This window comes from Rhodococcus sp. NPDC003318, assembly GCF_042879035.1.
Taxonomy (GTDB): Bacteria; Actinomycetota; Actinomycetes; order Mycobacteriales; family Mycobacteriaceae; genus Rhodococcus_G.
Genome location: NZ_JBIAOU010000003.1, coordinates 1 through 25,611, shown reverse-complemented (window position 1 = coordinate 25,611; position 25,611 = coordinate 1). Strand labels below are relative to the sequence as shown.

Below are 25,611 nucleotides of genomic sequence, written 5' to 3'. Positions count from 1 at the left end.
GGGTTCGGGCCGCCCCCGGAACCTGCCCTCCTCGGCACTGTCCCGGTCCGCCGGGTCGGAACGCGACCAGCCGGTAGCATCGTCCCCTGTTCGAACACAGAATCGAGGGAGGTGGCGCAGGTGCCGGGCAAGTCCACGCGGCCGGAGAAGACCGCAATGATCATCGCGCGGAGAATCGTCGCCGAGGTCGCCGAGCTCGGGTTGCGTCCCGGTGACCGACTGCCCGCCGAACGGGCCATGCTCGACAAGTACGAGGTCGGTCGCGGCACTCTGCGTGAGTCGCTGCGCTATCTGGAGCTGTCCGGGGCGCTGTCCCTCAAGCCCGGCCCCGGCGGTGGGCCGACACTCGAGAAGCCCGACGCGTCCCACCTGATGGACAGCATCGCCCTGCTGCTGCAGTTCGAGCAGGCACCCTTCGATTCGATCCTCGAGGCACGCGTCGGCCTCGAGCCGATGAACGCCCGGCTCGCGGCGGAGCGAATCTCCGACGACCAGCTCGCGGTCCTCGCGGCGTCGGTGACCCGGATGGGCGACAACATTCGGGACCTGGACGTGTTCCACGAGACCAGCAGGGTGTTCCACGACGGACTGGCGGCGGCGTCCGGCAACGTCCTGTTCTCCTACCTCATCGACGCCCTCAGCGGAATCTTCTCCAGCCCGCAGTTCGCCAACTATCCACTCCAGCACCGGAAGAAGGACCTGGCGGCCCACGTCGAGGTGCTCGCGGCCCTGACCGCGCACGACCCCGATCGCGCCGAGGCGGCGATGCGCGCGCACATGGAGGAGATGGCCGAACACCTGCGCAAGCGCTCCCCCGAGGTCCTCGCCCAGACCGTCACCTGGAAGGTGATCCAGTAACGCGCGGACACACGCGAGTGACGTGAGGGACTTTCGGAACCGTTGACAGTCAACCGGTCCCGCAACGGGCCGGCCCTTGACCACAGCGCAAAAAGTGGCAATCATGATAAGCATTAGCTTTCATGGCGTCCCGGCGACCGCACCCGCGGGCCGGACTGCGACGCATCCATCTCCTCGAAAGGCACTCGCATGAGCAGCACCGGACGTCTGGCAGGCAAGATCGCACTCGTCACGGGCGCGGGGTCCGGCCTCGGTCGCGCCTCCGCCGTCCGCTTCGGATCGGAGGGCGCGGCGGTCGCGGTGGTCGACCTCGATCTCGCTGCGGCAGAGTCGGTTTCCGCGGAGATCATCGCGGCGGACGGACGGGCCCTGCCGGTGACGGCGAATGTCACCTCGGACGCCGACTCGCAGCGCATGATCGCCGAGACGCTCGCCGAGTTCGGCCAACTCGACGTCGTGTTCGCCAACGCCGGCGTCAACGGCGCAGGCAACGCCGCCGACACGACCGAGGCGGAGTGGGACAAGGTCATCGCGGTCAACCTCAAGGGCGTGTGGCTCACCTCGAAGTACGCGTTGCCGCACATGATCGAGCGCCGGACCGGGTCGATCATCAACCAGGCCAGCATGGGCGGCATGATCGGCCTGCCCGGCATCTTCCCGTACACGGCGGCCAAGGGCGGCGTGATCGCGATGACCAAGCAGATGGCCGTCACCTACGGACCCGACAACGTGCGCGTCAACGCGATCTGCCCGGGCACCATTCCGACCCCCCTGGTCCACCAGTCCCGCGTGGACCGTGGCGCCGCGGCACCGGACGCGGACCAGGACGCCCTCGACGCCGACGCCGCGTCACGGTTCCCCCTGCGCCGCTTGGGAACTCCCGACGACCTGGCCTCGATCGCACTCTTCCTCGCGAGCGACGAGGCCAACTGGGTGACCGGCGGCGTCTACACCGTCGACGGCGGCCGCAGCGCCTTCTGACGGCGACCCACCCGGGTCCGCCCGGCAGCCGCCCGCCCGCCCGCCTGCCCGCCTGCCCCTCCCCGCCGCCCCCCATCGGCTGAAGGCCCCCTTCATGCTCCTGATGCGCACGAAGGGGGCCTTCAGCCCGGGCGGCGAGGGCTACTGGGCGGTCAGGCCGCCGTCGGCGGTGACCGTCGAGCCGGTCATGTACGAGGACTCGTGCGAGATCAGGAACGCGATGATCGCGGCCATCTCCTCGACCTCGGCGCGGCGGCCCAGCGGCGTCCGATCGAGCGCGGAACTGGTGACGCCACCGGATTCGCGTGCCCTGCGAGCCAGCGGGGTGTCGACGACGCCGGGGCACAACGCGTTCGCACGAACCCCGCGGTCCGCGTACCCGACCGCGATCGAGCGTGTCAGTCCCAGCACGCCGGCCTTGGACGCGTCGTAGCCGCAGGTGTTGGTGTTCGCCGACACCACCGACGCGACCGAGCCGATGGTGACGACCGACGAGCGCGGCGCCTCGAGCAGGTGGGGCAGGGCGGCCCGCGCGGCGAGGAAGGATCCGGTGAGGTTGATGCCGACGACGGCGTTCCAGTCCTCGAGCGTCATCTCGTGGACGAGGGCGGACCGGGCGATGCCTGCGCAGGTGACGAGGCCGTCGAGTCCGCTGAGCTCGACCGCCGCGCAGCGGACCGCGGCGTCGACCGAATCCGCTTCGGACACATCGGCGGTCACGGCGACCGCCGAACCGCCGGCCGCCACGATCTCGTCCGCCAGCGCCTTGGCGGCGACACCGTCGAGGTCGAGGACGCCGACCGCGGCGCCCTCCGCGGCGAGTCGACGGGCCGCCGCCGCGCCGATACCGCCCGCGCCACCGGTGATCAGGACCCTGCGTCCCTCGTTGCGTGCTGTGGTCATGACATTCTCCTCCTAGCTGATGCGCAGGCCGCAGTCGACGGGAATGGACACACCGGTGACGTACCGGGCCTCCTCGGACGCCAGCCAGAGCACCGCATTGGTGATGTCCTCGGGTTCGACCCACGCGAGATCCATCACGTTGCGGCCGCGGGCACGCTCACGCAGGTCGTCGATCGTCGGGTTCTCCAGGTCCGGGCAGAAGACGTGCAGGGTGGACTCGCTGAAGAGCATGTCGGTGCCGACGTTGCCGGGATGGACCGCGTTGACCCGGATGCCCCGGCCGCCGAACTCGGCGGCGAGCGTCTGCATCAAACCGATCACGCCGTGCTTGGATGCGTTGTAGTGCGCGACGTTCCGCGAGCCGCTGTAGGTGACCACCGAACTGGTCAACACGATCGAGCCGCCACCGGTCGCGAGCAGTTGCGGGATGGTGGCCTTGGTCGTCTTCCACACGCCGGTGAGGTTGATGTCGATCATGTCCTGCCACTCGTCCTCGGTGAGGTCGATGGTGGGACGGCACCCGCAGATGCCCGCGTTCGCACTGACGATGTCGAGACTGCCGAACTGCTCGACGGCATCCGCGGCGGCCGCGTCGAGGCCGTCCTGGTCCCGGACGTCGACCTTGCGGGTGACGATGCGCCGTCCGGTCTCGGCGACCAGCCGCGCGGTCTCCGCGAGGTCCTCCTCGGTGGCCATGCCGTACGTCAGTGACGTGATGTCCTCGCACGCGTCGGTTGCGTAGATGTCGGCGCCCTCCCGGGCGAGCCGCACCGCGTGCGACCGCCCCTGTCCGCGCGCCGCACCGGTGATGAAGGCGACCTTCCCCTCGACCCTGCCTCCGGACCTCGTCATACCGAATTCCTTCCTCTGGACGCTGTTTCGAATCAGTTCACACCGAGCAGTTCCGCGGGGTTGCGACACGCCATCACCCGCAGGTCCGCCTCGTCCATCCCCTCGTCCCACAGCGCGTTCACGTAGGTGCCGAGTCCCGCCGCGGGATGCGGGATGGTCGTGCTCCACCCGTAATCCGTGGCCAGTACCGAACATTCGGGGCCGATGCGCCGCAGCGCGGCGACGACAGCGGCGAAGGTGGACGGCTCCCCCATGCAGGTGTGTGCCGCGAACTCGACGTAGGCGCCGAGTTCCGCCAGTTCGGCGACCTCCTGCACGGTGAGCCGGGGGCCCGTGGTGGCGTGCAGCGCGTGGGTGACGAGCACCCGTCCGCGGCGTCCGTACTCGCGGGTGACGGCGAAGTGCTCGGCGGTCGAGACGTGCCCGGTCGCCAGGACCGCGTCGTACTCGGAGATCAGGTCGAGGATCTGGTGGACCTCCGACAGGAGGGCGCCGTCGGCGTCCGTCACCCGGATGCCCTCGTCCACCCCGAAGAACGTGCGGACCTTCGTCGGTGCGTCCGGCTGGGCGGACAGGGTGGGCAGCCACACCACCTGCGCCCCGCCCCGCAGCGCGCACTCGACCGCGTGCGGGTTCAGCCCGCCGACCGGGTGGTCGAGGCAGATCCCGGCGATCGAAGTGACCTCGGGTACCGCCTGATTCGCCAGGTGCGCGGCGATCGTGGACGGAAACTCGTGGGCCTTGAGGACGATGGCCTTCATGCCGTGGTCCGCCGCTTCGCGGGCCGCCCGGATCGGGTCGACGCTGTGCGGGGCCTTGACCACCTTCTCGACGAGGTGCTCCGGACCGAAGTGAGTGTGCATGTCGATCGCACCGTCGAGCGCGATCTCCACCGTTCCCGAATTGCGTTGCGTCATCGAACTGCCCTCTCTACTCGGCGGTGACCCCGCCGTCGACGAGAATCGCCTGCCCCGTCACGTACGACGCATCCGAGGACGCGAGGAACGCGACCACGGACGCGATCTCCTCCGGTTCCGCGTAGCGCCCCAGCGGAACGGGCAGCGGCTTGGACGGATTCCGCACGGTGCCGGTCGTCGGCACGATCGCGGCGGTGTTCGCGGACAGATTCGTCCGGACCGCTCCCGGGCAGACGCTGTTGACCCGGATGCCCTTCGGCGCGTACTCGACGGCGAGTGTCTGGGTCAGCATCTTCACCCCGCCCTTCGACGCGCGGTACGGCGCGAGGCCGCCCTGGGTCGCCACGAAGGACGACGTCGACCCGCACGTGACGACCGACCCTCCCCCGCGGCGCAGCATCGACGGCAACACCGCCTGGACGGTGTAGAACGTTCCGTTCAGATTGATGTCGAGTACGCCGTGCCAGTCGTCGGGCGTCACCTCGTGACTGTCGAGGCGCGCACCGCTGACGCCCGCCGCGGTGAAGACGATGCCGATCTCGCCGAGATCGGCGACGACATGGTCGGCGATCTCTCGCAAGGCGTCCGGATCCCGGACGTCCGCACCGAAGGATCGTGCCGTCCCGCCGGCATCCTCGATCGTGCGAGCCGTGGCCGCGGCGGCGTCGGTGTGGACGTCGACCAGGACCACCGCCGCACCTTCCGCCGCGAGGCGGATCGCGGCGGCGGCGCCGATACCGGACCCGCCACCGGTCACCAGCGCGACCTCGTTCTCGAGCCTGCGCAGGGTCCTCGTCATCCGTTCTCTCCGTTCATGTTGTCGATCTCCGCTCCGTCTCGGCGTGCGCGGGTGACAGGGTCCACGGCAAGGGACGGGACCGGGTCAGATACCCACCAGGTCGGCGAGCAGTCCGGTGTGGTGCGCACTGTTCCCGAAGATCGGCTCGATCGCCTTGGCCCGGCGGAAGTACAGATGCGGATCGGCCTCCCAGGTGAATCCGATACCGCCGTGAACCTGGATGTTCTGTGCCGCACACTGTGTCAGACAGTCCGAGCCCTGCGACTTCGCCATCACGGCGATCTGCGGGAACTCGTCGTTGTCCTCGTCGGCGCACATCGAGGCGTACATGACGGTGGCCTGTGCCGAGTCGATCGCGATGGCCATGTCGGCGCACTTGTGCTTGACCGCCTGGAACGATCCGATCGGCCGGTTGAACTGCACGCGCTGCTTCGCGTAGTCCACCGCCATCTCGAGCGCGGCCTCGGACGCGCCGAGGGCCTCGTTCGCGAGCAACGTTCGCACGACGTTGATCACGCGCTCGATCGCGGCGCGATCCGCCCCCAGGAGCTGGGCGGGGACGTCGGCGAGTTCGACGGTCGCCAGGGGGCGAGTGAGGTCCAGCGACGCCTGGCCGCGAGCGACGACGCCGGCTGTGTGGGCATCGACGACGTAGAGGGCCACGTCGTCCCCGCCGGGTACGAGAGCCGGGACCACCAGCAGATCGGCCACGTGCCCGAACGGGACGTAGTCGAGGGTGCCGGCGAGGGTGGGCGCTGCCGGATCGCCACTCGCGCGGACCGTCGCCGTGTCCACTGCGAGGTCGTCGGGTCCGCTCACTGCGAGGGAGCCGATCGTGCTGCCGTCGAGCAGGTTCGGCAGCAGCCGGCCCTTCTGTTCGGCGTCGGCGAGCCGCAGGACGGCCTCGATGGCGCCGGTCGTGGTGATCATGGGGACGGGTGTCAGCGCGCGTCCGAGTTCCTGCGCGACGATCGCGGTTTCGAGGAAGCTGAATCCCCCACCGCCGAACTCCTCGGCGACGTGCAGCCCGGGCACTCCCATGTTCGAGCTCAGCAGCCGCCACGTGTCGGCGTCGTGCGTGCCGTTCTCGGCGACCTCACGGACGCGGGCGATCGGGGCACGTTCGGTCAGGAGCCGGCGCAGCGAGGCCCGGAACTCCTCCTGATCCTCGTCGTATGCGAAGTACACGGTAGTTGTCCGTTCTGCCGCGAGTGCGGCGAAAAGCGAAGGGTCAGGCGATCTTCCGACGCCCGATGTCCTGGAACGGGCCGCCGTCGAGGCGGGGTTCCTTCGGCAGTCCGAGCAGTTGCTCACCGATGATGTTGCGTTGGATCTGGGAGCTGCCGCCGTAGATGGTGGCCGCGCGTGCGTACAGCGCCGTCTCGGTCCAGCAGCGGGAGGAGTTGTCCGCTCCCGGGCTCGGCGTCACGAGGATGCCGTCGTTGCCACCGCCGGTGGGGGTCAGCGCCTCGAGGCCGAGGATCTCCATGCCGATCTCGGTGATTCGCTGGAAGAACTCACTCCAGATCACCTTGGAGAACGAGCCGTCGACCCCGTAGGACCCGCCGTTGAGCAACGTGGTCAGCGCCCGGTAACCGCGGAACCGCATGACCTGTACCTTCGACCAGCACCACGCCAACTCCGCTCGGATACGCGGGTCGTCGGTCAGTCCGCGTTCCCGCGCCAGCTCGATCAGCCTGTCCACCTCGCGGCCGAAACGGACCGCATCGGTGGTGGCCCGGACGCCGCGCTCGAACCCGAGCAGCACGTTGGCGGTGTTCCAACCGCCGCCCACGCCACCGACGACGTGGGACCTGGGAGTCCGTGCGTCCGTGAAGAACACCTCGGTGAACGCCACGTAGCCGGCTGCGTTGAGGATCGGCCGGACCTCGACACCCGGCTGATCCATCGGGACGAGCAGGAAGGACAGGCCCTTGTGCTTGGCGACCGTGGGATCCGTGCGGGCGATGACGAAGATCCAGTTGGCGTTGTGCCCCTGCGACGTCCACGTCTTCTGGCCGTTGATCACCCATTCGTCACCGTCGAGAACGGCGCGGGTCCGCATGCCTGCCAGGTCGGAGCCGGCCTCGGGTTCCGAGTAGCCCTGGCACCACACGTGCTCACCGGAGAGCATCCGGGGCAGGAAGTACTCCTTCTGCTCGTCCGTGCCGAGCACCGTCAGGGTGTTGCCGAGCAGCTTGATGCCGAGTGTGTCGTTCTCGGTGCCGTCGGGGACCCCGAGCCTCATGAGCTCCTCGTTGAGGACGACCTGCTCGATGCTCGACAGTCCGCCGCCGCCGAACTCCTTCGGCCACGACACCGCGAGCAGATCGTTGTCGGAGAGCACCTTTCGCCAGCTCTTCAGGAACTCTTCCTGTTCGGCGGCAGGAAGGGCACCGATACCGCGCCAGCCGTCCGGCAGCGCGGACTCGAGCAGGGAGCGGATCCGGGTGCGGTACGCCTCCGCTTCCGCGGGATATGTGATGTCCATGGTTCTACGATTCCTTTGCCGCGACCGTGGGCAGCTTGCACACGGTCGCCATCAGTTCGGCGACCTCGTCGGCGGTGTAGCCGAGCCCGCCGAGAATCTCGGCCGAGTGCTGACCGAGTCGCGGGCTGCCGCCCTTGAACCGGCCCGGGGTGTCGGAGAGGTGGATGACCATGCCGACCTCGCGCGACCAGCCGTACTCGGGATGGTGGTGCTCGACGACACGTTGCGACTCGAGCGCCCACTCCTCCCACAGCAGTTCCGGCATGATCGGGTAGTCCAGCGGGATTTCCACGGGGACGTTGTCGTCGTCGAGCAGTTTGAAGGCCTCGGCGCTGCCGAGTTCGGCGAACCGGGCGGCGAGCAGCTCGGCCAGCGCGTCCGCGTTCGCGGAGCGGGCGGCGCTCGTCGCTAAACGCTCGTCGGCGCCCAGGTCGGTCAGGCCGAGCGCTGCCGTCAGCCGGGCGAAGGCCGCGTCACCGAACACCGCGATGGCGACCCAGCCGTCGGCGGTGCGGTACAGGCGGTACAACGGGGACAGCCCCATCTGCTCCGAATCGAGTTGGTGCGCAGGCACCGCGGTGCCGTCGAGGGTTGCCGAGTGCTCGCTGATCACGAACAGGCTCGAGTGCAGCTGCGGGCTCTCGACGTACTGCGCCGCACCGGTGTTGAGCCGGTGGTGCAGCGCCAGCAGCACGGTGACGGCGCCGAGGAAGCCGTTGTAGAGGTCCTCGTTGCCGATGACCCGGCGGATCGGAGCGTTGCCGCGTCCGGCGCCCTCGAAGTTCAGGCCGACCAGACCGGACACCAACGGCGCGAACGACTTCAGCGTCGACTTCGGTCCGGCCGAGCCGAAGCCGGGCAGGTACGCGTAGATCAGATCCGGGTTGATCACCTTCAGCTGTTCGTAGCCGAGCCCGATCTTCTCGGCCTTGCCCGGCCGGTAGTTCTGCATCACCACGTCGGCCTCGGCGACGAGGCGGTGGGCGATCTCCTGCCCCTCGGGGGTGCGCATGTCGAGGGCGATGTTGCGCTTGCCCCGGTTCGCGCCCTCGAAGAGGTCGCCCAGGGGACGCATCTGGTCGCCGACGAGGGGCTCGATCTTGACAACGTCGGCGCCGAGGTCGGACAGCAGCCGTGCCGCGAAACCCGTTGCGAAGTAGGAACTGAAGTCGAGGATCCGCACACCCTGCAGGGGCGCCTCGACGGTCTCTCCCGTCGGTGCGGGTGCCCATGTCACGCTACGGCCGATCTCGTCGATGCGATCGTTGTGGGCGCCGGCGACGGGCGCGGGAGCGGGCACGGCCGGCGTCGACTTCTCGAACCGGATCACGGGTCCGATCTGGCGGAGGGTGCCGTGGTCCGCGTCCTCGAGTTCGATGGCGATCTCGGCGAACTTCACCTGGTCGTCCTCGAAGGTCTCCTCGGGGTGCAGAACCGGGAGAGCGGCGATGTCCGCGGCGTGGAACAGCTCGAGCCATTCGTCGCGGGTTCGGGAGCGGAACGCCTCCGGCACCTGGTTGCGCGCGATGTCGAGTTCGACCTCGTTCAGGGGTACGGCCATCTCGGGTCCGTCGACGGTCTGGGTCCGGTCGCCGAATCCGAGCAGGTCCATCATCCGCTTGTACGAACCCGGTCCGCCGGTGTGCGGGATGAGCCACTTGCCGTCCGCGCACTGGAACGGATCGGTGATCAGCCGCTTGTTGCCGAACCCGGTCTGGGTTCCGCTGCGGGCAAGGTACGAGATGTCCTTCTCGTTCCACCACCAGTTCATCGACGAGATGGCGAGCATGCCGTCGAGCAGGGAGGTGTCGACCTTCTGGCCGGTGCCGTTGACCTTCCGCGCCCGCAGGGCCGCGAGGATGCCGATCGTGGTGATGAACGCGGTGCCGTACGAGACCGTCGGGTGCCCCATGAAGATCGGACCGTCGCGGTGGCCGCGCTGCTCGGCCATCTGCCCGAGTCGGGCGTTGAGGAGTGCCTCGTACCCGGGACGCGAGGCGAGCGGTCCGTCGTTCCCGTACCCGGTGACCGAGCAGTACACGAGTTCGGGGAACAGCTCGTGCAACCGGTCGTATCCGAGTCCGAGCGCGTCCGCCCTGCCGACGCCGAAGGATTCGACGAAGACGTCCGCGCCGGCGAGGAGCTGCTCGGCGATCGCCCGGCCCTCCGGGGTGTGGAGGTCGGCCTCGACGCTCCACTTTCCGCGGTCGGTGGACTTGCGCACCGCGGTTCCGGCGTCGATTGCGCCGCCGGGACGTTCGAGCTTGACGACGCGGGCACCGTAGTCGGCGAGCATCATCGTCGAGATGGCTGCCGGCATCCCCCAGCTCGCATCGATCACGACGAGTCCGTCGAGTGGACCGGCCATCTGAGCTCTCCTTCTGTTGCGCGAACGGCCGCGTCGTCGTCGACGATCCTGCGGCGCAGTGGTTTTCGGTGGTTTCTCCGCCGACCTAGTCGGACGACGGCAGCGGCTTGGCGGTGACCGGTTGCATCGGCGCTCCGTGGCAGGAGAAGCTGCCCTCGCCCTTCTTGACGCAGATGATCTGAGTGTCGCACGTGCCGCACTCGTAGCGCTTGCCGGTCTCGTTCATGTCAATTCCTCTTCGGTGTGGTGGCGGGTGCCTGGATCTGCCGCGCGGTCAGCTGCCGGCGAAGGTGACCTCGAGGGCCACGCCGCAGCAGGTCAGCGCGGATCCGCCCGCCTTCGTGACGATCGCTTCGGAACCACAGGTGTTGCAGCGCATGCGGCTTCCGGCGGTCGCCTCGGTGCCGGTGGTGGTCTCGGACATGTCCGCTCCTTCGTCTCGGAGTACGCCGGGCCGGAAGGCGTCACTCGCGCCGGACCCTACGAACGTTACCTAGTTCACTATAATCATATTCATGGATTGTGGCAAGGCTTCGCGCGGAGCAACCGCGCCGTCGGCTACTGGACGATGCCGGCCGTGCGCAGCCCCGCGACCTGCTCCGCGGTGAGCCCGAGCTCGGCGAGCACCACGTCGGTCTGCTCCCCAAGCGCGGGCACCGGACCCATCCGCATCTCGACGTCCCGGAACGTCATCGGCGGCAGCACGGCACGGATCGGGCCCGCCTCGGTCTGCACCTCGCGCCAGCGGTCGCGGGCCTCGAGCTGCGGATGCGTGATCAGGTCGTTCATGTTGCCGAGCTGCGCGGCCGGAACACCGGCCTTGGCGAGACGGTCGTCGAGCTCGCCCGTCGCGAACGTCGACGTGAGTTCCCCGACCAGCCGGTCCACCTCGGCCCGGTTCACCACCCGCAGGACGTTGGTCGCGAACCGCGGATGGTCCGCGAGGTCCGGGCGCTCGAACACCTCGGTGACGAGAGTGCGCCAGCCGCGGTCGTTCTGCACGCCGATCAGGATCTGCCCGTCTCGGGTCGGATAGGCGTCGTACGGCGCAATCGACGCGTGCGACAGGCCCATCCGCTTGATCTGCACGTCCTGGTACATCTGCATGTACATCGGATGCCCGAGCCACTCGACGGTGGCGTCGAACATCGCGATGTCGACGACCGCGCCGACACCGGTGCGCTCCCGGCGGAACAGGGCCGCCTGGATCGCGGTCAGCGCATACATTCCCGCGGCGATGTCGGACGTCGGGATCCCGGTCTTGGTGGCCGTCTCCGGGGTACCCGTGATCGAGATCAGTCCGGTCTCGGCCTGCACCAGCATGTCGTAGGCCTTGCGGTCCACGAAGGGCCCGGACGTCCCGTACCCGGACATGTTGACCGCGACCAGTTCCGGATGGTCCGCCCGCAGGTCGTCGGCGCCGAGCCCGAGGCGCTCGGCCGCACCGGGCGCGGAGTTCTGGATGAACACGTCCGCCTCGGCCACGAGCGCCTTCACCGCGGCGAGCCCCTCGGATGCCTTGAGATCGACGCAGATCGACTCCTTGCCCCGGTTGAGCCAGACGAAGTGCGACGCCAGTCCGTACACGGCGGTGTCGTAGTTCCGGGCGAAGTCGCCCTCACCGATCCGTTCGACCTTGATCACCCGGGCGCCGAGGTCGGCGAGGTGCCGGCTCGCGATGGGCGCCGCCACCGCATGCTCGAGGCTCACCACCGTGATTCCCGCGAGAGGCAGGCCCGTCTCGGCCGATTCGGAATTCGTGTCCATGTCAGGCGCCCTCCGTCCGCATGCGGCGTTCTCTTCGCCGAGTCCACAGTCCACCGCCGATGATCGAGTGCTCGAGAAAGCCACCGATCGGGGTTCCACCCCGGGTCGTCGTCGCGGCGTGGCGACCGCCTCGTCGAGTGCGCGAGCGGTGCCGTGATCGAAGTATTGCGTCCCCGAATCGAGCGTGTCAATACTATGCTGAGATTTATTATCACTAATTACCGTCGGGCCAGGTCAACCGCCTCGACGGCCCGCGACGTCCGGCGCCGGAGCGGGGTGCCCACACTCCGTCCAGCACCGGACGCCCGGCCGTCTCGGCCGCCGGTCAGGACGCCGGCTGCTCGATCATCACCGCGGCGTCGTAGGTCACCGGCGGCTGCGGCGCCAGCACGCCCACGGAGGTCAACGCCGCGACCGTGCGGTCGAAGTCGGCCTGGTCGACAGCCGCGTCGAGCACCGCGAAGTTCTTCCGGATGGTCGTCACCGCGTCGGCCGGGGTGTCCGGTCCGACCGCGTCGACGATCAGCTTGTCGACCTCCTCGGCGTTCGCGGGGTCGTTCATGAACGCATACGCCTTCTCCATCGCGCCGCAGAACTGCGCCGCCGTCTCGGGGTTGGCCTCCACCCACGACTTCCGGCTCTGCCAGACCGCGCCGAGCAGCTGGTAGTTGGGCAGGTCCTCGGCCAGGTCGGCAAGCTTGACCGCATTCCCCTTGGCCACAATGGTTTCCGACGTCGGCGTGACCGCCATCGCCGCGTCGACCTGGCCGGCGAGCAGCGCCGCCTGAGCAGTGCTGCCGGACCCGATGTTGACCAGCGTGTAGTCACCCTCGCCGAGCCCGAACGACGCCAGCGTCTGGACCATCAGGTTGGACGTACCGGTGCCGGCCGCGGCCGGCATGCCGAGCGTCTTGCCGCGCAACGCCTTCAGCACGTCCGCCGAGCTCGCTCCCTTCGCGGTCGAGGGCAGGGTCGAGCCGCTCGGCGCGATGATCGCTGTGGGCACGGGACCCGAACCGCCACAAGAGGTCACGGCATCCTGCCCTTGCTGCACCGCCGCGAACGCCTGACTCGGAGAGGACGGCCCGTAGTCCTCCACGCCGCTGGCCAGCAGCTGGTTGTGTCCCATGCCGGACGGTGCCGGACTGACCGTGACCTCGAGACCGGCATCCTCGAAGTAGCCCTCCTGTTCGGCGACGGCGACCGGGATACCCCAGATTCCGCCCGGCGTGATCGAGACGTTCACCTTCGCGGCCGCGGCGTCCCCCGATTCCGCCGAATCGCCGCCCGAACTGCACGCGACGAGCGAGAACCCGAGCAGCAGAGCACCCGACACCCGAACAAGGCCTGAACGCATGGTCAACCTCCATGTTGTGAACCCGACGACTAACGACGCCACGGTATGATCTGAATCATATTCATGGATATTGAATAATCAAGAGGCACATAGTAATTCGATCAGAATACGGAAGGGCCCCGGGGTGCGGTTCCGTTCGGAACCGGACCCCGGGGCCCTGACGCGAGCGTCGGATCAGTCCTGCCAGCGCAACAGTCGTCGTTCGAGCTTGCTGGAACCGACACTGGCGAAGGTGGCGATGGCCGCGAGCACGATGAGCACCGCGAACACGTAGTTGATCTGGAACTCACTGCTGTATCGAACGATGTCCTGGCCGAGCCCGTTCTTCGCGGCGATCATCTCGCTCGCGATCACGCCGAGGATGGCGTAGGTGATCGCGAGGCGAAGTCCGGCGAAGATGGTCGGCACCGCGGACGGCAGGATCACCTTCGTCATCAGCTGGCGCTTGTTCAGACCGACCACCTTGGCCATCGTCATCTGGTCCCGGTCCACGCCCTTGACCGCCGAGCGCGAGTTCTCGACGAGCAGGAAGAACACGATGGAGACACCCATCACGACCTTCGAGGTGCCGGTCAACCCGAACCAGGCGACGAACAAGGGCGCCAGGGCAATTCGGGGAACCGCGTTGAGCGGAACCAGGAACGGACTGAACACCCGGTCCAGGAACTCGTTGGTGCCGATCAGGCAGCCGACGAAGATGCCGGAGATCGAGCCGATCACGAACGACTGCACCACCGCGGTCAGGGTGGCCGCCAGTGAGGACCTCATCTGCGCCGAGGTGATGTAGTCGGTCAGCGCGTCCCAGACCGCCGACGGCTGGCTCACGAACAGCGGATTGACCCAACCCTTGTTCGCGCCGATCTCCCACAGCACGAGGAACGCCACGATGATGACGATCTGCGTCGCCAGCACCGTCACGGTTCGGCCCGACGGAACGAGGGATCGCTTCGTCTTCGCGGCGGAGGCGGCGACCGGAGTCGGCGCGTCGGTGGTTGCGGGCACCTTGATCACCTTGGATTCAAGTTGAGTAGTCATGCGTTTGTCCGATCTGTGTTGCCGGCGGGGCCCAGCATGGAGGTCGTCTAGTCCGTGCGGGATGCGCCGTGCGAAACGGCACCCTCGAGCTGGGTGAACAGCTCGTGCTGCAGTTCTCGGAAGCGCTCGGTGAAGATGATTTCGTCGATCAGGTGCGCGCGCGGTCGAGGCAGGTCGATCAGCATGTCGGTGGCGATCCGGCCCGGGCTGGGCAGCATCACGATCACGCGGTCCGCGAGCACCGTCGCCTCCTGCAGATCGTGGGTGACGAGGAAGACCGTGCGCCGGGTCCTGCCGTTCTCGTCGACGTCGTTCTCCCAGATCTTGAGGAACTCGCCCTGCATGTGCAGCCGGGTACGCGCGTCGAGTGCCGCGAACGGCTCGTCCATCAGCAGCGTGCTCGGATCGGAGGCCATCGTCCGCGCGATGGCCACCCGCTGGCGCATACCCTGCGAGAGCTGGGAGGGGAACTGCTTCTCCTTGCCCGCGAGCCCGACGAGTGCCAGCATCTCGTCGGCCCTCGCCTTGCGCTTCGCCGCAGGCACCCCGCGCGCCTCGAGCGGGAGCGCCACGTTCTTGCGAGCACTCCGCCACGGCAACAGGGAATCTCGGGCGAACATGTAGCCGAGGTCGTAGTTGGGGGACTTCGGCGTCTTGCCCGAGAGCAACACGGTGCCACCGGTCGGCTCGGCCAGGCCGGCCGCCATGTTCAGCAGCGTCGTCTTGCCGCAACCGCTGGCTCCGACGATCGCGATGAACTGACCGGCGGGCACCTCGAAGCTAACGTCGTCCAGGGCGACGAACCTGTCGGTCCCACCCGTTCCCCCGTACACCTGGGAGATGTGCTCGAAGCTGAGGATGGGGTCTGCGTCGGACTTCCCCTGCCCCGCTTCAGCAGTAGCCGGGAGGTCCTTGCTGATGATCTGTGCGTTTGCCATCTCGATCTCGATCCACGTCGTGGTGCCGCTTCCGACTCGCCCAGGCGAAACAAAAGCACGCAACTCGTTGTCTGGGAGTTCGATTGGCGATTGCCGTCGATGACAACCGCGAATCTGATTGTCTCGCTACCTGCTCACGAGAACTGACTGCTCATAGGTCACCGCGGGATCGGCGGCGAGCACCCCGATGTCGGTGAGGCCGTCGATGGTCTTCTGCATCTCGTCCTCCGGGATGTCCGCGGTCATCACCGAGAAATTCTCCCGGATCTGCGCGACCGCACTCGGTGCGGTGTTGGCACCGACCGCGTCGAGGATGAACTTGTCGACGGCGTCGGCGTTGGCCGGATCCTGGAGGAAGGCGTACGCCTTCTCCATCGCCGCGCAGAAGCCGGCGGTCGCCTTCGGGTTCTGCTCGACCCAGGACTTCCGGCTCTGCCAGACGGCGCCGATCATCTGGTAGTTGGGGACGTCGTCGGAGAGGTACGTCAACTCCACCGCGTCACCGTTGCCGACCGCGGTTTCGGCGGTCGGCGTCGCCGCCATGGCCGCGTCCACCTGCTTGGAGACCAGTGCCGCCTGAGCGGTCGTGCCGGAGCCGATGTTGACCAGCGTGTAATCGCCCTCGTTCAGCCCGACGCCGGCCAGTGTGTGCACCATCAGGTTCGAGGTGCCGGTACCGGCAGCTGCCGGCATGCCCAGCGTCTTGCCCTTCAGGGACTTCAGGACGTCCTCGCTGCTGGCGCCGTTCGCCGCGGTCGGCAGCGAACTTCCGGCCGGAGCGATGATCGCGGTGGGCGTGTAATGGTTTCCACCACAAGAGATCACAGCGTCCTGACCCTGTTGGATCGCGGCCAGCGCCTGACTCGGCGAGGAGGGACCGAAGTCCTCGACACCGCTGGCCAGCAGCTGGTTGTGGCCCATCCCGGACGGCGACGGCGACACCGTCGCGTCGACACCGGCCTGCTCGAAGTACCCCTGGGCCTCGGCGACCGCGATCGGAATACCCCAGATCGTTCCCGGGGTCACCGACACCTTGATCGGGGCGAGCGAGCCGTCCGTGGTGTCGCCCGTCGCGCCACCGTCGCTCCCGCAGGCCACCAACGATGCCGCGAGGAGCGCAGCACCTGAGATGTGGATCCACCGAGCACGCATTTCATCCTCCGAGTAAATGTGACGCGAGTCACGCGCCATGGCGATATGCGGTTAATCATAGACATGAATTGAGGCGAGTCAAGGTGCACCGCAGACAACTTGACGCCGTTCCGACATGAGGGCCGAACCTCGAAGGGAGGCCCGACTCCACCGTGCCGGCGTGACGTAGGCCACTTCGTACCGTGCTAATCATGCACCTGAATTTACAGGCCGTCAAGATGTCCGATTCGACACGCGGGAGCGCCGGCAGCGAGGAGTCTCGCAGACTTGACGGGCGGGAGATCTGCGCCACAGAATAGCAATAGATGAATACCATTATCTGCAATTCGCGCCAAGGTGAAGACGACCCCCAGGAGCTCGCATGAGTGCGTCGATGCCGGTCAAACCACGCCCCCTCGCCGACGACACGACCGCGCCGTACTGGGAATCGGCCCGCCGCGGGCGCCTGTCCCTCCAGTACTGCCGGGCCTGTGCACGCTATGTGCATCTGCCCGCCACACACTGTCCGACCTGCACCGGTACCGACCTGGAGTGGCGTGAGGTCTCCGGCGACGCGACGCTGTACTCGTACACGGCGATGCACGATTCGCCCGGCCCGGGATTCGCCGACTCGCTCCCCTATCTCGTGGCCATCGGCGAGCTCGTCGAGCAGCCCGGGCTACTGGTCACGGCGAACCTGCTCGACGCCGACGCCGCCGACCTGCACATCGGCATGCCGTTGAAAGTGGCTTTCGAGGAGTTGGCACCCGACACGGTGGTGCCCCAGTTCCGGCCGAGGAGCGCGTGACCATGTGGGAGTTCCGTGATCGGGTGGCGATCGCCGGCATCGGCTACACCGAGCTGATTCGCCGCAATCCGCGCTCACTCGCCGATCTGACCGTCGAGGCCACCGACGCCGCCCTGGCCGACGCCGGACTGAGCAGATCGGACGTGGACGGCCTGGCCACCACCCCGACCATGCCCGTGTACGGCGGGGAGAAGGGCAACCAGGACGGCATCGACGTCGTCACTCCGGGATTTCTGGCGCAGGCATTGGGGATTCGCGATCGCATCACCTGGCTCGGCAACACCACCCCGATGGTGACCCACGCCGCGATCGACGCGATCAACGCGCTCGTCGCCGGTGCCTGCTCGCACGTCGTGCTCTACCGGGCGCTGCACATGCCCGTCGGCCGGTACTCGAACTTCACGGCCACCCACGCCGCGGGCAAGGACCAGTTCTTCGCGCCCTACGGGTTCTCGATGCCCGCTGGATGGGCGGCGACCGTCGCCCGCCGTTACCTCGATCTCGCCGGGACGACCCGCGAATCGCTGGCCAACTTCGTCGTCGACAACCGGGAGAACGCACACCGGAACCCGAACGCCTTCTTCCGGGGCAAGACGCTGACCAAGCAGGAGTACCTGGCCTCCCGCATGATCGCGGACCCGATCACCATGCTCGACTGCGATCTGCCGGTCGACGGGGCGGCGGCGATCGTGCTCACGCGCACCGAACGCGCACGCGACCTGCGCAATCCGCCGGCGCTGGTCAGCGGCTACGCCGCCGGCAATCACGTGGGTGCCACCGGCGCCCCGATGACACTGGAGGGCATCCTCGACGGCGCGGCGTGCATCGGCGAACGGCTCTGGGCCGCAGCGGGAATCGATCGCGCGGACGTCGACGTGGCCCAGCTGTACGACGGCTTCTCGATCTTCACCTACACCTGGCTCGAGGGTCTCGGCTTCGTCAGACGCGGTGAGGCCGCGGCGTTCATCGACGAGGGCAGCGCCCGGCTCACCGGGTCGCTGCCGCTCAACACCGGGGGCGGGTGCCTCGCCGAGGGACGCCTGCACGGCATGACCCAGCTGACCGAGGCGGCCTACCAGGTGACCGACCGCGCGGGCGACCGACAGGTGTCGGGCGCCTCCCGCGCCGTGGTCACGGTGTCCAACGGCCTCGCCGGCTCGACCGCGTTCGTCATCAGCCGCGACCACTGACCGCACCACCACCCCGCCCCCACTCCCGGCTGGTGGGACCAGAGGCCGCACCTGACGGCTGAAGGCCGCCTTCATGCGCGTCACGCGCATGAAGGCGGCCTTCAGCCGGTAAGGGGGGTGCCGGGCGCGGCTCAGGCCTCCGCGCCGAGCTCGAGCGCGAACTTGGCTCGCGCCTGCTCCTCCAGTGCGGGCAGGTGGTAGCTCGGGAACAGGCCGTCGTGCGGGGTCGCGTCGCGCAGCAGCTGACGTGCCAGGCCGATCTTGTGGATCTCGGTGGCGCCGTCCGCCAGACCCATGTGATAGGCCTCGAACAGCCACTTGCCCAGGGGCAGTTCCTTGGACACGCCCAGCGAACCGTGCAGCTGCACCGCGCGCGACGTCACGTCGAGGAGAACCTTCGGCATCGCCGCCTTCACCGCCGCGATGTCCTTGATCACCTTGCGGTAGTCGTTCTCCTGGTCGATGCGCCACGCGGTGCGCAGCACCAGCAGCCGGAACTGCTCGAGCTGCAGCCACGAGTCGGCGATCATCTCCTGCACCAGCTGCTTGTCACCGAGCCTGCTGCCGCGGGTGGTCCGCGAGACGGCACGCTCGAGCATCATGTCGAGCGACCGCTTCACGAGCCCGACCGTCCGCATCGCGTGGTGGATCCGGCCACCGCCGAGTCGCGTCTGCGCGACCTCGAAACCCTGGCCCACGCCACCGAGGATGTGGTCCTTGGGGATCCGCACGTCGGTCCACCGCGTGTACGCGTGGGTGCCGACCTCGTAGTCGTGGCCCCAGACGCCGGTGTTGCGGACGATCTCGAGACCGGGGGTCTCGGCGGGCACGATGAACTGCGACAGCCTGCGGTGCGGCTCCGCCTCCGGGTCGGTGACGGCCATGACGATGAAGAACGACGCGAACCGCGCGTTCGATCCGAACCACTTCTCGCCGTTGATGACCCACTCGTCACCGTCGAGGACGGCGGTGGTCTCGAACTCGACGGGGTTGGACCCGCCCTGCGGCTCGGTCATCGCGTAGCAGGAGACGATCCTGTTCGCGATGAGCGGTTCGAGGTACCGCTCCTTGAGCTCCGGGGTGCCGTAGTGCGCGAGGATCTCGGTGTTACCCGAGTCCGGTGCCTGCGCACCGAAGACGATCGGACCGGAGTGCGTCCGCCCGACGATCTCGTTGAGCAGCGCGAGCTTGAGCTGCCCGTAGCCCTGGCCGCCGAGTTCGGGACCGAGGTGCGTCGCCCACAGTCCCTTCTCCCGGACCTTGTCCTGCAGCGGCGGGATCAGCTTCTGCCGCAGCGGATCCTTCAGGTCCCATGCGTGGGTGATGACCTGATCGATCGGCTCGACCTCGTTGGTGACGAACTCGTCGGCCCAGTCGAGCACCTTCCGGTACTCGGGGTCCGTCTCGAATCCCCAGCTCATGTCCTGGTTCCTTTCTCGAAAAGTCTCGGGTCCCGAAGGGACGTGTCAGCGCATCGCGGTGCGGCCGCCGTCGACCGGGAGGATCGCACCGGAGGTGTAGCTCGAACCGGGGCCCGCGAGGTAGAGGGCGGCGCCGACGATCTCGTCGGGGTTGCCAGCACGACCGAGCGGCAGCGCCTTCATCTTGTCGGCGACGACGTCCATGTCCCAGGCCTTGCTGATGTCGGTGAGGAACGGCCCGGCCATGATCGCGTTGATCCGGACGTTCGGACCGTACGCCTGCGCGAAGCCCTTCGTCAGGATGTTCAGTCCGGCCTTCGCCGCCGCGTACGGCAGGTCGTCCGGGGTGGGACGCTCCGACGCGATCGAACTGATGTTGACGATCGAACCGCCGCCGGCCGCGGCCATCCGGGGAGCGATCAGCGTGGTCAGGCGGAACGCGCCCTTGAGGTTGACATCGAAGACCTTGTCGAACAACGCCTCCGAGATCTCTTCCAGGTTCGCGTACAGCGGCGACATGCCGGCGTTGTTGACGAGGACGTCGACCTTGCCGAACTCCTCGTAGGCGCGGGCGACCAACGCCTCCTGTGCGTTCCAGTCCCCGACGTGGCAGGCGACGGGCAGTGCGCGCCGCCCGGTCCGCTCGGACACCTCCGCCGCCAGCTTCTCGCAGCTGTCGATCTTGCGGCTGACGATGATCGTGTCCGCACCCGCCTGGGCGAACGCGAGCACCATCTCCCGCCCCAGACCCCGGCTGCCACCGGTGACCAGGGCGACCTTGCCCTCGAGGGGCAGTGCTGCATCCGTCATCGTCGAACCTCCTTGTCGGGCAGGAACGTCCCGCCACGTGTACCACTGTCGCCGCCGATCGGGACGACGGCCTTTCCGGTCGCGCGCCCGTCCAGCATGCCGAGGAAGGCGTCCCACGCGCCCTCGACTCCTCCGGCGAACTCCGTGTGCACCGGACGGACCCGGCCGGAGCGGATCCAGTCCGCCATGTCGGCTTCGAACGCCTCGCGGGCGCCCTGGTGATCGCGCAGGAGGAAGCCCTCCATCCTCGCACGCCGCCAGATCAGCTTGATCAGGTTGCTCGGACCCGGCTGCGGCGTCGACGAGTTGTAGATGCTGATCATGCCGCACAGCGCGATTCGCGCCCTGTCGTTGATCATCCGGACGGCCGCCTCGAGGTGGTCGCCGCCGACGTTGTCGAAGTACACGTCGATGCCCGGCTCGTCCAGTTCCGCGAGGGCGCCGCGCAGCAGCCTCGACACCGGGCCGTCGTGGTAGTCGAACGCGGCGTCGGCGCCGAGGTCGCGTGCCAGCGTCACCTTCTCAGGCGACCCGGCACTCGCGATCACTCGCGCACCCCGGAGCTTGGCGAGCTGGACCGCGGTCGACCCGACCGCGCCGGCCGCCGACGACACGAACACCACGTCGCCGGGCACCACCTGCGCGATCCGGTCGATTCCGATCCACGCCGTCATCCCGGGGATGCCGAGCACCCCGAGATGGACGGCCGGAGCGAGATCGTCGTGCGCGAGAATCCGGCACTGGGCCGCAGGCACGACCGCGTGCTCGCGCCACCCGAAGTCGTGCAGGACCAGCGACCCCACCGGAACCGAGTCGTCGTTCGACGCGGTGACGCGGCCGACCGCCGGTGCCCGCATGGGCTGATCGACGGGATAGGGTTCCGCGTAGGTGGCCTCGCCGCCCATCCGTCCCCGCATGTACGGCTCCACGGACATCACGGCGTTGGCGACCAGGACCTCACCCGCCGACGGCGCGGGTACGACCCGGCGGGTCAGTTCCACGTCCGAGTCCACGGGCCGGCCGGTCGGTCGGGACCGCAGCAGCCATTCGCGACTGGTCACGGTTTCGGCTGAATCCACTTGTGCGCCTTCCTTGCCCGGCGTTCGCCTCAGCGTGCGGACGGCGTGGTGATCTGCGCGAGGAGGTCGCGGCGGACCAGCTTGCCGGTGGCGGTCTTCGGCAGCTCGTCGACGAAGACGACCTCGTCGGGGGTCCGCGAGCCGCGTAGCCGGTCGCGGCACCAGGCGCGGACGGTCCGCTCGTCGGCGTGGTCGGTGCGGGTCGGCACGATCACGGCGCAGATCCGCTCGCCCCACTCGTCGTCGGGAACGCCGATGACGGCGACCTCACGGACGTCGTCGTGGTGCACCAGCACGTCCTCGATCTCCGCGGGGGCGATGTTCTCCCCGCCGCGGATGATGGTGTCGTCGGCGCGGCCACCGATGTAGAGGTAGCCGTCGTCGATGCGCGCGCGGTCGCGGGTCGGGAACCAGCCTTCGGCGTCGAGCGCCGACCCCTTGCCCATGTACTCCCCGCTGACCTGGGCGCCCCGTACCCACAGCAGACCGGTCTCACCGTCGCCCAGGACGGTGCCGCCCTCGTCCCGGATCTGGGCCTGCATGCCGGGCACGATGCGCCCGACCGAGGCCAGACGCCCGCGCAGGGCCGGGTCGGCCAGCGCCTCGCGGTGTTCCTCGGGCCCGAGAACCGCGATGGTGGAACTGGTCTCGGTCAGGCCGTACGCGTTGACGAATCCGGTGTCGGGGAAGGCCGCGAGGGCACGCTCGAGCACGGGCTGCGGCATCCGGGCGCCGCCGTAGGCCAACGAGGTCAGCGCGGGCGTGTCCGCCGGGGCGCCGTCGAGGTGCTCGACGACACGGGCGAGCATCGTCGGCACGACCATGGCGCTGGTGACGCCCTCGCCCCGGACGAGGTCGAGCCAGCCCTGCGGGGTGAAGTCGGGCAGGTGCACCATCCGCCGCCCGGCGTAGACGTTGCTCAGCACGGCCCCCATCCCCGCGACGTGATACGGCGGCGTGCTGACAAGCGTCGCGTGTTCCTCTGCGGCAGAAGCGAACTCGACGGTGTTGAGCAAGTACGACAGCAAGTGCTGGTGGCGCAGCAGTACACCCTTCGGGGCGGAGGTGGTGCCACTGGTGAACAGCACGATCGCGGTGGCGTCGTCCGGCACCGCGGTCGGGTCGGTCGGCTCGGCGGCCCGCGCGAGGTCGAGGAACTCCTCACTGGTGAGCACGGTGTCCGCAGCCCCGACGAGCTTGTCCCGGTAGGCCGGATCGGCGACGATCAGCGGCCGGTCGAGCTGGGCGACCAGAACACGCAACTGGTCGGTGGCGAGCCGATAGTTCAGGGGTGCGAGCGGCACTCCGGCGCGGGCAGCGGCGAACGTGAGCACCGGGAGCACCGGGCCGTTCACACCGACGAACACCAGGTGGGCGGCACCGTGCTGCGCCAGCACCGTCGCGCCGCCGGCCGCGATGTCGCTGAGCTGCCCATAGGTCGTACCCGCGCCGCGGGGGCCCACGGCGAGCCTGTCCGGATTGACCGAGGCGGCCATGTCCAGAACCATTTCGATACCCATTGCACCACCTGGTGAGAACGCTTGGATGTGTTGTCGTGCACGCGAAGCGCGGGACTCGGAGCCGATGCTCGGGTCCGTACGCCCAAACCATAACAACTATGCGCCTGAATGTGAAGAGAATCATGACAATGGTTGCAAGGAATGTGTATGGTGCGATGAGTGAGTGCCCCAGATCACTCCGCGACCGCAGCGCAGGGCCGAGGCCCAAGGAAGACACGAGGTGAATCCGATGAACGATCGGGACCCGGTGGACGTCGCCGCACTGACGTCATGGCTGGACCGACAGGGTATCGGCACCGGCCCCCTCACCGACGTGGTCACCCTGACCGGGGGAACCCAGAACATCCTGGTCAGGTTCTCCCGCGCCGGCGCCGACTACGTGTTCCGCCGGCCACCACTGCACAAGCGCAGCAACAGCGACGAAACGATGCGGCGTGAGGCGCGGATGCTCGCAGCACTCGCGGGCAGCGACGTCCCGCACCCGCGGCTCGTCGCCTCGTGCGAGGACCAGGACGTCATGGGGTGCACCTTCTTCGTCATGGAGGCGGTCGACGGATTCACCGCCACCACCGAGGTCCCCGAGCCGCACGCCTCCTCCCCCGAACTGCAGCACGCGATGGGGCTGTCCATGGTCGACGCCGCCGCGGCGCTGAGCCGCGTCGACCCGTCCGTCCTCGGCGACACCGCCCTGGCGCGGGCCGACGACTGGATCGACCGGCAGGTCGGCCGGTGGCGACGGCAACTCGACTCGTACCACGAGCAGGACGGCTGGCCGGGCCCCGAACTCGACGGCATCGACGAGATCGGGACCTGGCTCGATGCCCACCGCCCGGCGCAGTGGCGCAAGGGAATCATCCACGGCGACTACCACTTCGGAAACGTCATGTTCCACCGCGACCGGCCGTCCGTGTCCGCAGTCGTGGACTGGGAGCTCGGCACCGTGGGCGATCCCCTCCTCGACCTCGGCCATCTGCTGGCAACCTGGCCGAACCGCAACGAGTCCCGCACCGTCGGTCTCGCCCGACACCTGGACGGGCTGCCGTCGCGCGCCGAGCTGATCGCGCACTACGGTCGCGCCGCCGGCCGGGACATGACCGACTTCGACTGGTACCAGGTCCTCGCCTGCTACCGGCTCGCCATCATCCTCGAGGGCACGCATGCGCGGGCGTGTGCGGGCAAGGCGGACGCCGCGCTGGGGCAGCGCTTCCACGGCGTCTCGCAGTCCCTCCTCGACCAGGCCCTCGTACTCGTCCAGACGTCGACCTCGATCGTTTGACCCGAAAGGACACTCCCGATGACCACAGTCGCAGCGGATCCCACCACCGCCGTCACCTACAAGTACCTGCGTTACGAAACCCACGACGACGGGACCATCGCCCGAATCGTGTTGAACCGTCCGAAGTATCGCAACGCCCAGAACCGGGGCCTGCTGGTCGAACTCACCGAGGCCTTCCTCCGCGCCGAAGCGGACGACACCGTGCACGTGGTGATTCTCGCCGGCGACGGACCCGTCTTCTCCTCCGGCCACGACCTCGGCAGCTCCGACTACCAGGCGGAGCGCACCCCCGGACCGGACCAGCACTGGTCGTTCACCTGCACCGGCGCCACCCACGACCTCGTCGAGTCCCGGCTGCACCAGGAGTGGCACTACTTCTACGAGAACACCCGCCGCTGGCGCAATCTCCGCAAGATCACCATCGCCCAGGTGCACGGCAACGTCTTCTCTGCGGCGCTGATGCTGACATGGGCGTGCGACCTCATCGTGGCGGCGGAGGGCACCCAGTTCGCCGACGTCGTCGCGACCCGTCTCGGCATGTGCGGCGTCGAGTACTTCGGCCACCCCTGGGAATTCGGGCCCCGCAAGGCCAAGGAACTGTTGCTGACCGGCGACTGCCTCGACGCCGAGGACGCCCGCGCGCTCGGCATGGTCAGCAAGATCTTCCCGGCCGACGAGCTGGGCGACCGGACCCTCGAGTTCGCCCGCCGGATCGCGCAGGTCCCCACCATGGCGGCGCTGCTCGTGAAGGAGTCGGTGAACCAGAGCCAGGACGCAATGGGGTTCAGCACCGCACTCGACGCGTGCTTCACCATCCACCAGCTGAACCACGCGCAGTGGACGCACCTGTCCGGCGGCAAGTCCCCCGTCGGTACCCCGGAACTGGGCCTCCCCGACTGGAAGACCGCACCCCCCGTGCAGCGGGTAGACCCGTACCGACCCTGATCCCCGCCTGATCCCCGCCCCGTTTCCCGGCTGATCCCCGCCCCGTTTCCCGGCTGAAAGTGGCCTTCGCTGAACTGGTCCCCGGAAGTTGGACTGCGAAATTCGGTTCCGACTTCCGGGGAGTGGTGTCATGGATGCACGAAGTTCGTTGTCCGAGGGGCAGCG

24 protein-coding genes are annotated in these 25,611 nt (G+C 68.3%); 6 read left to right on the top strand and 18 right to left on the bottom strand.

Going from position 1 to position 25,611, the window contains the following annotated elements; genetic code table 11:
* Nucleotides 1–111: 111 nt before the first annotated feature.
* On the top strand, nucleotides 112–858 hold the full coding sequence (locus ACFYVR_RS07480) for a FadR/GntR family transcriptional regulator (RefSeq protein WP_387471270.1): 747 nt from the start codon (nucleotides 112–114) through the stop codon (nucleotides 856–858).
* Nucleotides 859–1,047: 189 nt separating this feature from the next.
* Nucleotides 1,048–1,839 carry an SDR family NAD(P)-dependent oxidoreductase gene (locus ACFYVR_RS07475; protein ID WP_387471268.1) on the top strand — a complete coding sequence of 264 codons (792 nt, stop codon included), beginning with the start codon at nucleotides 1,048–1,050 and terminating at the stop codon, nucleotides 1,837–1,839.
* A 141-nt stretch (nucleotides 1,840–1,980) separates the two neighbouring features.
* Here the strand turns inward: ACFYVR_RS07475 and ACFYVR_RS07470 are convergent, their stop codons facing one another.
* The 14 genes from ACFYVR_RS07470 to ACFYVR_RS07405 form a co-directional block, all read right to left on the bottom strand.
* Nucleotides 1,981–2,742 (bottom strand): SDR family NAD(P)-dependent oxidoreductase, encoded by a 762-nt coding sequence (locus tag ACFYVR_RS07470; RefSeq protein ID WP_387471266.1) that lies wholly within the window; start codon nucleotides 2,740–2,742, stop codon nucleotides 1,981–1,983.
* Nucleotides 2,743–2,754: 12 nt separating this feature from the next.
* Nucleotides 2,755–3,594, bottom strand: a complete 840-nt coding sequence (locus tag ACFYVR_RS07465) for a mycofactocin-coupled SDR family oxidoreductase (RefSeq protein ID WP_387471264.1) — start codon at nucleotides 3,592–3,594, stop codon at nucleotides 2,755–2,757.
* A 32-nt stretch (nucleotides 3,595–3,626) separates the two neighbouring features.
* On the bottom strand, nucleotides 3,627–4,511 hold the full coding sequence (locus tag ACFYVR_RS07460) for a DUF6282 family protein (RefSeq protein ID WP_387471262.1): 885 nt from the start codon (nucleotides 4,509–4,511) through the stop codon (nucleotides 3,627–3,629).
* Between the two features lie 13 nt (nucleotides 4,512–4,524).
* Nucleotides 4,525–5,310: an SDR family NAD(P)-dependent oxidoreductase gene (locus tag ACFYVR_RS07455; protein WP_387471260.1), complete on the bottom strand. Its 786-nt coding sequence runs from the start codon at nucleotides 5,308–5,310 to the stop codon at nucleotides 4,525–4,527.
* An 84-nt stretch (nucleotides 5,311–5,394) separates the two neighbouring features.
* Nucleotides 5,395–6,498 carry an acyl-CoA dehydrogenase family protein gene (locus ACFYVR_RS07450; protein WP_387471258.1) on the bottom strand — a complete coding sequence of 368 codons (1,104 nt, stop codon included), beginning with the start codon at nucleotides 6,496–6,498 and terminating at the stop codon, nucleotides 5,395–5,397.
* A 43-nt stretch (nucleotides 6,499–6,541) separates the two neighbouring features.
* Nucleotides 6,542–7,801 (bottom strand): acyl-CoA dehydrogenase family protein, encoded by a 1,260-nt coding sequence (locus ACFYVR_RS07445; RefSeq protein WP_387471256.1) that lies wholly within the window; start codon nucleotides 7,799–7,801, stop codon nucleotides 6,542–6,544.
* Nucleotides 7,802–7,805: 4 nt separating this feature from the next.
* Complete coding sequence (locus ACFYVR_RS07440; protein ID WP_387471254.1) at nucleotides 7,806–10,169, bottom strand: CaiB/BaiF CoA transferase family protein; 2,364 nt, start codon at nucleotides 10,167–10,169, stop codon at nucleotides 7,806–7,808.
* An 85-nt stretch (nucleotides 10,170–10,254) separates the two neighbouring features.
* The gene (locus ACFYVR_RS07435) at nucleotides 10,255–10,395 is read right to left on the bottom strand and encodes a hypothetical protein (RefSeq protein ID WP_387471252.1); all 141 of its coding nucleotides are present in this window, start codon (nucleotides 10,393–10,395) and stop codon (nucleotides 10,255–10,257) included.
* A 48-nt stretch (nucleotides 10,396–10,443) separates the two neighbouring features.
* The gene (locus ACFYVR_RS07430) at nucleotides 10,444–10,593 is read right to left on the bottom strand and encodes a hypothetical protein (RefSeq protein WP_387471250.1); all 150 of its coding nucleotides are present in this window, start codon (nucleotides 10,591–10,593) and stop codon (nucleotides 10,444–10,446) included.
* A gap of 134 nt (nucleotides 10,594–10,727) precedes the next feature.
* The gene (locus tag ACFYVR_RS07425) at nucleotides 10,728–11,936 is read right to left on the bottom strand and encodes a CaiB/BaiF CoA transferase family protein (protein WP_387471248.1); all 1,209 of its coding nucleotides are present in this window, start codon (nucleotides 11,934–11,936) and stop codon (nucleotides 10,728–10,730) included.
* Between the two features lie 325 nt (nucleotides 11,937–12,261).
* Nucleotides 12,262–13,293, bottom strand: coding sequence for an ABC transporter substrate-binding protein (locus tag ACFYVR_RS07420; protein WP_387471246.1), 1,032 nt, complete (start codon nucleotides 13,291–13,293; stop codon nucleotides 12,262–12,264).
* Nucleotides 13,294–13,467: 174 nt separating this feature from the next.
* On the bottom strand, nucleotides 13,468–14,328 hold the full coding sequence (locus ACFYVR_RS07415; RefSeq protein ID WP_387471244.1) for an ABC transporter permease: 861 nt from the start codon (nucleotides 14,326–14,328) through the stop codon (nucleotides 13,468–13,470).
* A 47-nt stretch (nucleotides 14,329–14,375) separates the two neighbouring features.
* On the bottom strand, nucleotides 14,376–15,266 hold the full coding sequence (locus ACFYVR_RS07410) for an ABC transporter ATP-binding protein (RefSeq protein WP_387471242.1): 891 nt from the start codon (nucleotides 15,264–15,266) through the stop codon (nucleotides 14,376–14,378).
* A 126-nt stretch (nucleotides 15,267–15,392) separates the two neighbouring features.
* Entirely contained in the window at nucleotides 15,393–16,418 is a 1,026-nt protein-coding gene (locus tag ACFYVR_RS07405; protein WP_387471240.1) for an ABC transporter substrate-binding protein, read from the bottom strand.
* A 361-nt stretch (nucleotides 16,419–16,779) separates the two neighbouring features.
* On the opposite strand from ACFYVR_RS07405, the gene ACFYVR_RS07400 reads away from it, so the two are divergent.
* Nucleotides 16,780–17,205, top strand: coding sequence for a Zn-ribbon domain-containing OB-fold protein (locus tag ACFYVR_RS07400; RefSeq protein ID WP_387471238.1), 426 nt, complete (start codon nucleotides 16,780–16,782; stop codon nucleotides 17,203–17,205).
* Between the two features lie 2 nt (nucleotides 17,206–17,207).
* Nucleotides 17,208–18,395 carry a hypothetical protein gene (locus ACFYVR_RS07395; RefSeq protein WP_387471998.1) on the top strand — a complete coding sequence of 396 codons (1,188 nt, stop codon included), beginning with the start codon at nucleotides 17,208–17,210 and terminating at the stop codon, nucleotides 18,393–18,395.
* A gap of 131 nt (nucleotides 18,396–18,526) precedes the next feature.
* On the opposite strand, the gene ACFYVR_RS07390 is transcribed toward ACFYVR_RS07395, so the two are convergent.
* Genes ACFYVR_RS07390 through ACFYVR_RS07375 form a run of 4 tightly spaced genes read right to left on the bottom strand, consistent with a single transcriptional unit; the run spans nucleotide 18,527 to nucleotide 23,225 of the window.
* A complete protein-coding gene (locus ACFYVR_RS07390) occupies nucleotides 18,527–19,816 on the bottom strand; it encodes an acyl-CoA dehydrogenase family protein (RefSeq protein ID WP_387471236.1) in 1,290 nt (429 codons plus the stop codon).
* A gap of 45 nt (nucleotides 19,817–19,861) precedes the next feature.
* The gene (locus ACFYVR_RS07385; protein ID WP_387471234.1) at nucleotides 19,862–20,626 is read right to left on the bottom strand and encodes an SDR family NAD(P)-dependent oxidoreductase; all 765 of its coding nucleotides are present in this window, start codon (nucleotides 20,624–20,626) and stop codon (nucleotides 19,862–19,864) included.
* Nucleotides 20,623–21,705, bottom strand: coding sequence for an NADP-dependent oxidoreductase (locus ACFYVR_RS07380; RefSeq protein ID WP_387471232.1), 1,083 nt, complete (start codon nucleotides 21,703–21,705; stop codon nucleotides 20,623–20,625). Before ACFYVR_RS07380 ends, ACFYVR_RS07385 begins: the two co-directional genes overlap by 4 nt.
* Nucleotides 21,706–21,734: 29 nt before the next feature.
* Nucleotides 21,735–23,225: an AMP-binding protein gene (locus ACFYVR_RS07375; RefSeq protein WP_387471230.1), complete on the bottom strand. Its 1,491-nt coding sequence runs from the start codon at nucleotides 23,223–23,225 to the stop codon at nucleotides 21,735–21,737.
* 229 nt (nucleotides 23,226–23,454) lie between these two features.
* Between ACFYVR_RS07375 and ACFYVR_RS07370 the strand changes: the two genes are divergently transcribed.
* Nucleotides 23,455–24,501 carry a phosphotransferase family protein gene (locus ACFYVR_RS07370; RefSeq protein WP_387471228.1) on the top strand — a complete coding sequence of 349 codons (1,047 nt, stop codon included), beginning with the start codon at nucleotides 23,455–23,457 and terminating at the stop codon, nucleotides 24,499–24,501.
* Nucleotides 24,502–24,519: 18 nt separating this feature from the next.
* On the top strand, nucleotides 24,520–25,446 hold the full coding sequence (locus tag ACFYVR_RS07365) for an enoyl-CoA hydratase (RefSeq protein WP_387471226.1): 927 nt from the start codon (nucleotides 24,520–24,522) through the stop codon (nucleotides 25,444–25,446).
* Nucleotides 25,447–25,611 lie beyond the last annotated feature (165 nt).

Excerpts from the sequence above, each read along its gene's own strand:
- ACFYVR_RS07430 (WP_387471250.1), bottom strand. The coding sequence starts at position 10,593 with ATGTCCGAGACCACCACCGGCACCGAGGCGACCGCCGGAAGCCGCATG.
- ACFYVR_RS07435 (WP_387471252.1), bottom strand. The coding sequence starts at position 10,395 with ATGAACGAGACCGGCAAGCGCTACGAGTGCGGCACGTGCGACACTCAG.
- ACFYVR_RS07445 (WP_387471256.1), bottom strand. The coding sequence starts at position 7,801 with ATGGACATCACATATCCCGCGGAAGCGGAGGCGTACCGCACCCGGATC.
- ACFYVR_RS07365 (WP_387471226.1), top strand. The coding sequence starts at position 24,520 with ATGACCACAGTCGCAGCGGATCCCACCACCGCCGTCACCTACAAGTAC.
- ACFYVR_RS07420 (WP_387471246.1), bottom strand. The coding sequence starts at position 13,293 with ATGCGTTCAGGCCTTGTTCGGGTGTCGGGTGCTCTGCTGCTCGGGTTC.
- ACFYVR_RS07395 (WP_387471998.1), top strand. The coding sequence starts at position 17,208 with ATGTGGGAGTTCCGTGATCGGGTGGCGATCGCCGGCATCGGCTACACC.
- ACFYVR_RS07460 (WP_387471262.1), bottom strand. The coding sequence starts at position 4,511 with ATGACGCAACGCAATTCGGGAACGGTGGAGATCGCGCTCGACGGTGCG.
- ACFYVR_RS07390 (WP_387471236.1), bottom strand. The coding sequence starts at position 19,816 with ATGAGCTGGGGATTCGAGACGGACCCCGAGTACCGGAAGGTGCTCGAC.
- ACFYVR_RS07370 (WP_387471228.1), top strand. The coding sequence starts at position 23,455 with ATGAACGATCGGGACCCGGTGGACGTCGCCGCACTGACGTCATGGCTG.
- ACFYVR_RS07425 (WP_387471248.1), bottom strand. The coding sequence starts at position 11,936 with ATGGACACGAATTCCGAATCGGCCGAGACGGGCCTGCCTCTCGCGGGA.
- ACFYVR_RS07385 (WP_387471234.1), bottom strand. The coding sequence starts at position 20,626 with ATGACGGATGCAGCACTGCCCCTCGAGGGCAAGGTCGCCCTGGTCACC.
- ACFYVR_RS07375 (WP_387471230.1), bottom strand. The coding sequence starts at position 23,225 with ATGGGTATCGAAATGGTTCTGGACATGGCCGCCTCGGTCAATCCGGAC.
- ACFYVR_RS07455 (WP_387471260.1), bottom strand. The coding sequence starts at position 5,310 with ATGACGAGGACCCTGCGCAGGCTCGAGAACGAGGTCGCGCTGGTGACC.
- ACFYVR_RS07410 (WP_387471242.1), bottom strand. The coding sequence starts at position 15,266 with ATGGCAAACGCACAGATCATCAGCAAGGACCTCCCGGCTACTGCTGAA.
- ACFYVR_RS07475 (WP_387471268.1), top strand. The coding sequence starts at position 1,048 with ATGAGCAGCACCGGACGTCTGGCAGGCAAGATCGCACTCGTCACGGGC.
- ACFYVR_RS07415 (WP_387471244.1), bottom strand. The coding sequence starts at position 14,328 with ATGACTACTCAACTTGAATCCAAGGTGATCAAGGTGCCCGCAACCACC.
- ACFYVR_RS07405 (WP_387471240.1), bottom strand. The coding sequence starts at position 16,418 with ATGCGTGCTCGGTGGATCCACATCTCAGGTGCTGCGCTCCTCGCGGCA.
- ACFYVR_RS07440 (WP_387471254.1), bottom strand. The coding sequence starts at position 10,169 with ATGGCCGGTCCACTCGACGGACTCGTCGTGATCGATGCGAGCTGGGGG.
- ACFYVR_RS07465 (WP_387471264.1), bottom strand. The coding sequence starts at position 3,594 with ATGACGAGGTCCGGAGGCAGGGTCGAGGGGAAGGTCGCCTTCATCACC.
- ACFYVR_RS07470 (WP_387471266.1), bottom strand. The coding sequence starts at position 2,742 with ATGACCACAGCACGCAACGAGGGACGCAGGGTCCTGATCACCGGTGGC.
- ACFYVR_RS07400 (WP_387471238.1), top strand. The coding sequence starts at position 16,780 with ATGAGTGCGTCGATGCCGGTCAAACCACGCCCCCTCGCCGACGACACG.